General features: G+C 60.4%; 4 protein-coding genes. All 4 read right to left on the bottom strand.

The annotated features are described in order from the left end of the window. On the bottom strand, nucleotides 1-7,276 hold a 7,276-nt coding region (locus ACFO1S_RS23700), incomplete at its 3' end, for an HAD-IIIC family phosphatase (RefSeq protein ID WP_378127699.1). A 48-nt stretch (nucleotides 7,277-7,324) separates the two neighbouring features. Next, the gene (locus ACFO1S_RS23695) at nucleotides 7,325-8,947 is read right to left on the bottom strand and encodes a type II CAAX endopeptidase family protein (RefSeq protein WP_204606381.1); all 1,623 of its coding nucleotides are present in this window, start codon (nucleotides 8,945-8,947) and stop codon (nucleotides 7,325-7,327) included. Continuing rightward, nucleotides 8,947-10,233 carry an ACP S-malonyltransferase gene (fabD, locus tag ACFO1S_RS23690; protein WP_204606380.1) on the bottom strand — a complete coding sequence of 429 codons (1,287 nt, stop codon included), beginning with the start codon at nucleotides 10,231-10,233 and terminating at the stop codon, nucleotides 8,947-8,949. The genes ACFO1S_RS23695 and fabD overlap by 1 nt, the downstream gene beginning before the upstream one ends. Then, nucleotides 10,230-11,024, bottom strand: a 795-nt coding sequence (locus tag ACFO1S_RS23685; protein WP_378127698.1) for an acyl carrier protein, incomplete at its 5' end; no start/stop codon positions are given. The genes ACFO1S_RS23685 and fabD, both read right to left, overlap by 4 nt.

The following is an 11,024-nucleotide window of genomic DNA, read 5'->3' as shown; positions in this document are numbered from 1 at the left end:
GCCGCTCCGCGCCGAAGACGGCCGCGATGCGATCCGGCGTCCGCTCCGCCTGCCGCCGGAACAGCTCCGGCAGCGTCAGCTCGGACGGGAACGGCGCCTCTGTGGCGTTAAACGTCTCCACCACTTGTCTGCGCTCTTCCTCCGTCAGCAGGCTGATACCCGACAATGCAGCTTGCGGAGTCTGCGCGATTTTTTCCGCAAGGGCGACGAAGCCCTTCACCCACCGTCTCATCGTCTCGCTGCGGAACAACCCCGTTGCGTATTGGACGATCAAGGTCAAGCCGCCGTTCTCCTCCATCGCGTAAAGTCCGACATCGAATTGGGAGACGCCGTAATCGACGGCAAGGGGCTCTACCTTCAGTCGGGAGGCGTTCAGATCCGCATGCGCCATGTTCAGCATCGAGAACATCGCATCGAACAGCGGGTTGCGGCCCAGGTCCCGCTCCGGCTGCAGCCGTTCCACAAGCGTCTCGAACGGCGCCTCCTGGCGATCAAGCGTTCCCAGAACCTCTTCCTTGACAGCGGACAGTACCTGCTCGAATGTCAACGCGGGATCAGGCGCGATTCGGATCGGCAGCGGATTGACGAATACGCCGACCACTCGCTCGGCATCGGGATGATTTCTCCCCGCCGTCGGCGTGCCGACGACCAGGCTGGTCTGTCCCGACAGCTTGGACAGCCATATCCCGTATGCGGACAGCAGCACCATGAACAGCGTCGAGTCCGTCCGTTTGGCCAGACGCTTCAAGCTTGCTGTCTGCTCCGCGTCCAGATGTACGATCGTCTGAGCCCCTTGCGTGCCCTTGACGGCAGGACGCGCGTAGTCTGCGGGCAGTTCCAGCTTGGGCACCGCGCCCTGGAAGTTCGCGACCCATTGCTCCAATTGCCTATCCAGCCTGGCGGACTCCTGTTCCGAGCCTTGCCACATCGTATAGTCCTTGTACTGAATCGCTTGAGCCGGAAGCGCCCGCACCTCGTAGAAGGACATCAGATCCTCCGTCAGCACATTTACGGATACGCCGTCTGCAATAATATGATGAATATCGAACGCCAGAACATGCCGATCCTCCGCCAGTTGATACAAGCCTGCCCGATACAGCGGCGCGCGGCGCAGGTCGAACGGACGGACGAACTCGCGCAGCGCCGCTTCCAACGCCTCGCCTTCCGGCGGAGCCTCGCTCTCCTCCAGGACGCAGACCGCCTCGGGGCTTATCCTTTGAACCGGCTCGCCCTCATTCAGCTCGAACGAGGTTCTCAGCGCTTCATGCCGCTCCGCCAGACGCATGAAGGCTTGCTTTAGCCTTGCCCGATCCAGCTCTCCGGTCAACAGCAGCGCGGACGGAATCTGGTATGCGGTTCCTTCCGGCTCGAAAAGCTGCAGGAAATACATCCTTCGCTGCGCCGGCGATACCGGGTACAGCTCCGCCGGCTCGGCCCGGGGAATTCCTCCCGACGCCGCGGACGACGTTCCTATCCCGCCTTGACCGTCTGCGAGCGATGCCATCTGTTTTAAGCGGGGCTGATCGAACAAGTCGACCAGCGTTACGCGAACGCCGAACGTCCGAACGAACAGCGAGACCAGCGACGCCGCTTGCAGCGAATCTCCTCCGGCATCGAAGAAATGATCGTCGCGGCCGTAAGGTCCGCCACCGAGCAGCTTCTCCCACAATTCCGCAACTGCGCGCTCGGTCTCGCCAACCGGTGGAGCGTAAGGAGGTGCGCTTCTCACTTGCAAGCCTTCCCCGGATGTACGTACTCTCTCCATTGCGGCAATGCCCGAGGCTTCCGAATAACGCAGCGGCAGCAAGTAGGCTCGATGCCGGAGCTCTTCTTCGCGCTCGTTCGGAAGCAGCCACCCGCTTCGGTCCGAAGCGCGGACGCCGCTTGCCGCCAGCGAGGCGGACGGAAGGCGCTCGGCTCTTGCCGCTTCCGCGGAAGCGGCCGTCAGCTCGCTTGCTTCCTCCGATTCGTAGGGTTCTCCGTCATAGAACAGGATGTGGGCCGGAGCCTCTGAAATCCGGTCTACAGCAAGGATGCAATCGATCTCCTCCCGATCAGAGGCGGCCTCTGCGGTCAGCCATCCGACTTGATCGAGAAACTGCTCGAACGGACGATTTTTCGCAGTCCGGCGGAACCGAGCCCGCAAAGCCTTGCAGCCGCATTTCCGCGCATACTGCGTCAGGCCCGCGCATACGGCATGCTCGACGCCGCGGCCTAGCACACGGCAGCTGAGCAGAAATGTATCTATAACCAGCGTCTCATCGCGAACGCTACCCGACACATAACCGATGCGTCCGTAATCGCCGAACCGGTCGGCGGCCTCGACGATCCAATGACGCTCCGAAGCTCGCGACAGTCCGCTTCGGATATCTGCCGCCGACCTGCGCACGCCATTCAGATTGAACTGATTCGTCCTGGCCGACAGCTGAGCCGCTCTCTCCGTCTCTTCGAACGATAACGGACGGAAGCTTACCTTCATCCTAAGCCCGCGCAGATAGTCCTCCAGCGATTCGCCCGGCCGGACGGCGGCCTCCTTGCGCTGCCGCTCGGCCGTGTAGCTGCTCGCCCGCTTGCGATCCTCTTCGGTGACGCGCAGCCGGTCCCATGCCCACACATGCGAGAGAAATTCGGTCGTCTCTTCCTCGGGCAGCCTCAGCGTCAGCACTTCCGGCAGACGCGACATCACTTCCATGCATTCCGCCGCGTTATCGTCGACGAAGATCAGGCTGTCCAGCCCCAGATTCAGCTCTTCCGCCAGCTCGCGGAGGTTGTCCGACTTCGCCTGCCAATTGATTCTCCATGCGGCGAAATGCTCTTTGCGCAGAAGCATGTCTCCATTCTGCTCGAACGCATCCCACACGTCGGATTCGTTGTTTTTGCTGCAGAGCGCCAGCAGCAAGCCTTCGTTCCGCTTGCGGAGCAGCAGCCGTTGCCAGGCCGCGAACGCGGAAGTGATCTGTATGCCCGCAGCTCCGTCCTCGCCTACGACTCCCCGCCACAGCGTATTGTCCGCATCGACGACGATCACCTTGAACGGATGCTGCCGCCATGCGACCAAAGCACGCGCCGTCACCGTCCCGATAGCCGCGAAGTACTCCGGCGTATAGGGAATCTGTCCTTCCTCGTTCGCAATCTTATCCTCCATCTCCACGACGCGATACCGCTCGGCCGCCGGAGCAAAATCCAGCGCCGCAATATAGTCGGACGCCATTGATATTTTCGCCGACCAGCGCTCGCGGAACGCTTGCTCCTCCGAATCGGAAACCCCGCGCAGCGGTCCGTCCGGCGAAAAGGGCAGCAATCCGATAAAGTAAGCCTCGCTGCCGTCCTTCGCATCAAGCAGGAGCAGCAGATTCTCCAGCTCCGACTCCAGCGCGGACAGACGGTCCTCCGCAGCGGCGGCGCCCGGAGACAACCAATCCTCGGGACGAATTAACAGCACGACGGCCCTGGCCTGCCCGGATGGGCCTTGCCGGTTCTCTAGCACGGTTTGAAAGATTTGGTTATACGGCGCGAACGACACGCGCGCTCCGTAGCCGAACGCTTCCAGCCAGTGAACGATGGAGCTTTCAACCGGTTCAGATGTAAACGTAGAAGCAACGAGAACTTCAATTGACGGTCCCGAGTCGGCGACCTGCGCGATATCGTTGTACGATCTCCGCCGCTCCAGCTCCGCTTCTTCCTCCGGCTCGAACAGCTTTAATTGGCCGATTAGGCCGGCGCTCCCGCTGGCGGCCCATTCGGCGACGCCGAGGAAATGCCCGGCCATCCGGGCAATCGTCTCTTCCCGGAACAGAACGGAGTCGTATTCGAATACGCCGTTGAGCTCGCCCTCCGAACCCGGGAACAAATCCAGCTTCACATCCAGCGCCGATGTGGTCTTCTCCAGGTCGTATTCTTTGAAGACCAGATTGCCGGCTTGCAGTCTGTCGCTTCCCGCCGCATGGTTATGAAATACAAGCATCGTGTCGTAGATCGGATTGCGGGAACGATCGCCTCGCGCCGCAACCGCTTCGACGAGCTCGTCGAATGGGAACTGTCCGTTCGCATAGGCGTCGCGGGTAACCCGTTCCACCTGATCCAGCAGCCCCGTCAAAGCCATATCCGGGCGAACGTTGACCCGTACGGGCAGGAAATTGATCATCACGCCGACCATTCGCCGAAATTCGGAGCGATCCCGTCCGTTCACGAGCGAGCCGACGATCAAATCCTCCTGTCCCGTGTAATGCTTCAGCAGGACGGCATAGATCGCATACAGAACAGTGTGCAGCGACACTTGCCGTTCTTTGGCGAGCCGCTGCAGCCCCTCGGTCAGCTTGCGGGGAACGGTGAAGCGATGTGCTAATCCCGCTCCGCTTCTTGCCTTCGGACGGCTCCGGTCGAGCGGCAGCCGCAGAGGCGGTACCGGGGAGGATAGCACATCCTCCAGCCAATAAGCCCGCTGGCTCTGCCAGACCGGACTGCCGGCCTGCTCCTGCTGCCACGCGACATAGCTCCGATAGTTTCCGGTAGCGGACGGCAAGGCCGCGCCTTCGTACAACGCCTGCATCTCCTGAAGCAGCAGAGCCAGCGATGAGCCGTCCGCAATCAAATGATGGGAATCCAGCATGAGCAGATGCCGGTCTTCGGAGACGGATGCCAAGCCTACCCTCAGCAGGGGCAATTCGGACAGCTCGAACGGACGAATGAACGAAGCGGCATAGGCGGGCCATTCGTCCTCTCCGTTCAGCTTGCTCGTCTCCACCCGCATGACTGCAGCGGGATGAATTCTCTGGCGCGGCTCTCCTTCCTCCGACCACTCGAACGTCGTGCGCAGGCTTTCATGCCGCTCGGCCAGCTTCCGGAACGCTTCTTCCAGCTTGTCCGCCTCCAGCTTTCCGTCCACCTCATAGGCCAGCGGCATATGGTGATGCCTTTCCGAGCCGGGGAGCTGCGCCCCCAGAAAAATGCGCAGCTGAGATCTGGACAGCGGATAAACCTGCGCTTCCGTCGACGGAGAACCAAGCGTCCCAACAGCGTACTCCGACAATTGTATGCCGCTCTGCTCCAAATGCGCGGCCAGCGCCTGCACCGTCGGATAGCCAAGCAGATCGGACACGGTCAATTCCCGGCCCATTGTCTTGCCCAGCTCGTCGACGATGGTCAAGGCGAGGATCGAATCCCCGCCAAGCTCGTAATAATGCTCGTCCACGCCCAATGCGGAGAAGCCCAATCCCCTTCCCCAAGCGTCGGCGACCGTTTGCTCCAACTCCGTGTAGATGCCGTTCTCCCGCCCCGTCAGCGTGACGCCCTTCTTCTCCTTGAGCGTCAAACCGATGTCCGGGCCTGCAGGGCCTCCAAAAGGGTAAGCGTATTGCGCGCCCGCGCCCGCAGTCTCTTCCAGCCAGCAGCGCGTCCTTTCGAAGGGATAGGCAGGAATATGGAGCCTTCGCACGTTCTGGGCGCCATAATAGGCCTCCCAGTCCGGATTTTCGCCCTTTGCATAGCTTCGGCAAAGCGCTTCGAGCCCGGCCTCGTCGCCTTCCTCTGGCGGAACGTTCCCGACGCTTGCCGGCGATTCGGCTTTACCCAGCCAAATCGAGAGAGAATGCCCCCTCTCGTCTGTCAACGCAACGCCTTCCGTCCAAAACAGACTGCCCGGCTCGTCCGCCGCTTTGGCCAACTCTTGCTCAAGCCGCCGCAATCCGTCCCGCAGCTCTCCCATCGTCCCAACCGTCAAAGCCGCTCTAAATTCGTAATGTCCCCTCCCCGTATTCGCCGTGTAGCAGAAATCGCGCACATCCGTCCGCTCATCCGCGCGGCGCTCCGCGTATTCGCGATATTTCGCGGCAAGCGCCAGCAGCGCCGCCGGGCTTCTTGCCGAGATTGCCAGCGGCTGCGCGGAGCCGTCTCCTGCTTCAACCGCCGTCGGGGATGGCGCTTCCTCCAGCACCGCATGGGCGTTCGTCCCGCTCATTCCGAACGAGCTTACCCCCGCTCTAAGCGGAGCGTTCCCTTCGGGAATCCAGGGGCGCAGAATGTCGCTGACATAAACCGGGGAATCCGCGAACGGAATCTCCCGGTTCGGCTCGCGAAAGTGCAGCATCGGCGGCAGCTGCCGCTGTCGAAGAACAAGGGCGGCTTTGATCAAGCCGACGATGCCCGCCGCGGTGTCCAAATGCCCGTAATTCGTCTTGATCGAGCCGACCGCGCAAAACTGGCGGCGCTCGGTATAGCGTCTGAACGCCTGTGTAATGCCTCCGATCTCGATCGGATCGCCCAGCTTCGTTCCGGTTCCATGCGCTTCGATATAGCCGATGGTGGTCGGATCGACTTCGGCGTCCTGCCACGCCTTCACGATGACCTCCTCCTGCGCCCTCCCGTTCGGCGCGGTGATGCCGATGGAGGCGCCGTCCTGATTCATCGCGCTCCCCTTGATGACCGCATAGATCGCATCTTTGTCGCGAAGCGCCTTGCCCAGCGGCTTGAGCAGCACGGCGGCTGCCCCTTCTCCACCCCCGGTTCCCGCAGAAGCGTCGTCAAACGTGCGCGCCCGGTAATCCGGAGATTCGATTCCAATCTTGATGCCGAGATCGACCGGCAGCAGATAGGTTTTGACTCCGCCGACAAGAGCTTGCTCGCATTCGCCCGACCGAAGCCCTTGCATGGCCAGATGCAGCGCAACGAGCGAGGAGGAGCAGGCGGTGTCGACGGCCAGGCTAGGGCCTCTGAAATCGAGCAAATACGAGATTCGGCTAGCTGCGATGGACGACAGATTGCCGGGAATGGCGAGGGACAGGGACTCGGGCTCCCGCTCGGCGATAAGCCGCTTATAATCGTGAAATGCGTCTCCGTTGTAGCCGAGGTACACGCCCGTCGAGCTGCCCGAGAGCTTGCGTCCGCCGTAGCCCGCGTCCTCAAGGGCATTCCAGGCCGTTTCCAGCCATATGCGCTGGTTCGGACTCATCAATGCCGCTTCCTTCGGAGACAAGCGAAAAAACCGGTAGTCGAAGCGATCGATCTCTCTCAGATACGCCCCGTCGTAGTACGAGATTTGGCCGCCGGGGAGCTTCGTTCCGGACAGCAGCGACTCTACGTCCTTTCGGCGCTCTTCGGGAAACGGACCCACGGCGTCATGCCGCCCGGAGATTCTATCCCACAGGGCGTCGACGTCCTCTGCGTCCGGAAGCCGTACCGCGACGCCAATGATGGCAATGTCGCGATTAGAGGTTTCTTCCACCGAGACCGGCAGTTCTTCCTCCTCTTCCGCTTCCCACCATGCTTTCTCTATCGCCATAGATGTTCTCTCCTTTGCTTTCGTTCCCGTCCCGCAAGCATCCGCTTGCTAAGCTCCGACTCTGGCGGATTCCGGCGACCGTTGAACGCTCGATGCAGCGGATTTGCTCCTCCACAGTCCATACAGCAGCGCGAGGATGGCGACCGAGCTGATTCCTAGCAGCGTATACTGGACCGCGCCTTCCGGAATCCCTCCGCTGTGGCGAATAATGTAATACGTGGAGAACAGGACGAACTCATTAATAATCGTAAGAAGCAGCGAACGGTACCACACATAGATCAGACCGAAAATAACCGCGCCCGCCGTACCGTACAGCATCAACGGAATGTCGCCGGAGAAAAAGAGGATGCCGTAGAAGATCCCCGTCACCAGCATTGCGGGAACAAGGGGCAGCGCTCTTTTCAGCTCGTTGAAAATCAAGACGCGGAAAAGGATTTCCTTGTACACCGAATTAATGACGAAGAAGGAGAAAAACACCCAGGCGTTATGCGCGAGAAAGAAGCCGACGATATTTTCGAAGCCGGGCGCGACCTTGATTACCTCCGGGATGCTGAACAACGTCATTACCCATACCGCCATCGAGACGGCCAGCAGCAGATTCAGCACATGGGCCTTGCCGCTCGCCTTGCCGAATTGCGCGACGGCGATCAAATCTTTCTTGTAGAAAAGCTTCAACACTAGGTAATAGAGCGGCATAGCCAGAATCGCGTTCGCGTACAGCCCGATAATGCCGTGAGCGGCCAGACTCGGGTATTTCGGCAGCACGGCTTGCTCCCATATGATGACCAGCACCTGCAGCAACCCATAATAGATGCCGACGTACACGGCCAGATTCCCGACCATTACTCCGTACTTTTTCATCTCCGACGCGCCCTTCCACATCCAGAGCAGCGTGCCGACGATGACCAGCAGGCCCGCCGCCGCGAGCAGCAGCAGCAGTCCGTCCGACAGCTTGGCGAATGCATCCACCCATCCGAGCTTGTCCGCAATCATGATGAAGCAGTTCACGAAAGCCCCGATGCCGATGGAGCCCCATATGGAGTTCAAGCGAATGTATACGAGACAGTACAGCACGCTGAGGAAAAAGGCCATGACGCTGATCCAGAAGGACGGCTGGAAGTAGCCGTACACTAGCGACGTCAGCAGGACGGTCAGCCAGGCCGGCATCGCTCTGCGGAAGGCGTTAAAGACGATGCCCCGGAACAGGAACTCCTCGAATACCACTGCCAGAAATCCGACGCCCAGAAGGACGTAGACGAAAGACTCCGCCGTGCCGAAGACGTTAATGTAGTCCTCGAAATGCGTCGTATTGTTGCGAACGCCGGAGAGGTTCATGACCGCAATGAACAGAAGCGCGCCGCCCAGAGCCATCAGCGCAAGCTTGAACCAATCGTTCAACGGCAGCGGGGCGAATCTGGCCGTACGGATAATTCCGGGGATTTTCCCTTTCGACACTAGCCGCTGAACCTTGGAAATGAGCAAAAACAGCAAAAACACGATGCCGAATACGGTGCAGAGGAAAATCGGGATGTTGCGCTCCATGAATGCGCGATAATCGGGGAAATTTTGCAAGAGCAAAGCTTCGTGCAATACAGTGACCAGCCAGAATGTGAACAAATAAAGGGCGATGTGTGCGATCGAACGCGCGACAGTTGACCAATTGGCTTTCATTACGCAACTCCTCCATCGTTTGGATTCGGCACCGTGAACAGGTGCTCTGTGCCCGTTTCATGAATTAATGCCGTTAATCTTAGTTTTCTTTCTTCAGGCTCCGTGCCTTTCGTCTCGAACACGCTTAACAGCATGTCCCAGCCTTGACGCAATTGTTCCTCCGTAGGAAGCTCTCCCCTCTCGCGGCTCGCCGCCGCCTGACGCTCCACTGCCTTATAGGGCTCAAGCACGCCGAGGCGATAAGCCTCGGACTCCGAGCGATTGTTGCGGGTGGATACGGCAATGCCGAGACAACGAGGCAGAAAATCGGCCAGCCTTGCGTCTCCTTGCTGTTTCGATGCGGGAGCCTCTGTCTTATCCGTCTGCGAGAACAGCTGCGGATCGTCGGAATAAGAAGAATCCGTTCCGGGCCGAAATGATTTCCATAGCCGGGTGAGCACCGATCCGGGCCCCAGCTCCACGGTACGTTCAACCCCGAGCGCCTGCATGGTTTCCATGCAAGCGACCCATTGAACCGGCTCGATCATCTGGAGCGTCAGCCGCTCAATGATGGAGCCCCTGTCTCCGTTCCCGTCATGCAGTCGCCCGGTAACATTGGATAGAACCGGCCATGAAGGCGCGTGATAGACCATGGCCTCCAAGCGGATTTTTAATTGTGCCGCAGCGTCTGCCATGCAAGGACTATGAAATGCCGCCGCGACATTGAGCGGTGTGAGCCTGGCCGTTATCCCGTCGATGCGGCGGGCCAGCTCGTCCAGCGCCTTCCGATGCCCGGACACAACCCGTTGCTGGGCCGAATTGATGCCCGCGACGACCAGCACCGTCCCATTGCTTCGGATGTCCTGCAGCAATTGCTCCAGCCGCTCGTCGGTCAACCCGGTAATCGCAGCCATTCCTCCATCGTCCGCTCGGGCGGCGGCCTGCATCAGCTCGCCTCGATGCCGGACGAGTCGGACCGCATCCTCGAACGCCAGCGCGCCGCTGCACGCCAGTGCGGAAAACTCCCCCAGGCTGTGCCCTCCGCCGACGGCGGGGATCGCTTCGTGCGTCTCCAGCCATACCCGGTAAGCGGCGACGCTATGGGTCAGAATCGCTGGCTGGGCGTTGGCGGTGGAGGTGAGCGCCGCCTTGTCTCCTTCCAGACAGAGCCTCAATACGTCGAGCCCCAAGTAATCTGCAGCTTCCTCGAACGTCCTTCTGGCGACCGCGTAACGATCCGTGAGCGCTTTGGCCATGCCGACGTACTGAGAGCCTTGTCCGGGAAACAGCAATCCGATCTTCGTCATTCCAGCTCTCTCCTTCCTTGAACGCCCGCCGCCGTCTGCTCCTTCGTCTGTCCTTCGACGGCCATGCGCCGGCACCACAGCGGGAACGATTGCAGGAGCTCCTTGACTTTCTCCTTGCCGATCTTTCCGGCGTCATACTCCGCTTGCAGCACCGTCTCCGCTCCGGTTCCGGTCAGTCCTGCCGTCAATCCCGACGCGCTCAGCCAATCCGCAGGCGCACCTGCTGCATAGCCGCCTCGATATAACGGCAATATTCCCGATTCCGCGCTCTCTCCCTCAGGCTTCAACAGCACGGGGTAAGGAGGCGAGCTCTGACGCTTCGTTTCCCGAAGGACGCGAAGCAGCTCCGGGTATCCCTTTACCGCGTTCAGATCGATTGACGCGATGCCTGAGCCGTCGCTTAATCCGCACAATAGCAGATCGAACCTGGGCTGGCGGAAAGTTTGCGCCAGCATTACGGCCCAAATGCCGATTGCCGCAAGCTCCGGGTCGACGCCTTCCAGCTCGCCGATCCGTTCCAACTGCTGAACGGTCTGGTTGCCGAGCGGCAAGCGCAATAGATCTCCCTGACGCGCACGTCGATCGAACGAATTTGCCTGTTGGGGAATCCGGATCGGAACAACCTGCACGCCCACCGCAGCCGATGCTGCCTCGTCGAGTCGCCCTGCCAGCTTCGATACGGTCGGGTAAGCGAACAGATCCGCCACCGACAGAGCGCCCGGATATTGCTTCTCCAGCTCCCTGTGCATGCGGAGCAGCAGCAGCGAGTTGCCTCCCAGCTCGAAGAAGTT

Source organism: Cohnella boryungensis, assembly GCF_042651945.1.
Lineage (GTDB): Bacteria > Bacillota > Bacilli > Paenibacillales > Paenibacillaceae > Cohnella > Cohnella boryungensis.
The sequence above is the reverse complement of the archived record's forward strand: the minus strand, read 5'-3'. Positions and strand labels throughout refer to the sequence as shown.

Bases quoted from the DNA above. Each gene is read 5' to 3' on its own strand.
- ACFO1S_RS23695 (WP_204606381.1), bottom strand. From the start codon at position 8,947: ATGAAAGCCAATTGGTCAACTGTCGCGCGTTCGATCGCACACATCGCC.
- fabD (WP_204606380.1), bottom strand. From the start codon at position 10,233: ATGACGAAGATCGGATTGCTGTTTCCCGGACAAGGCTCTCAGTACGTC.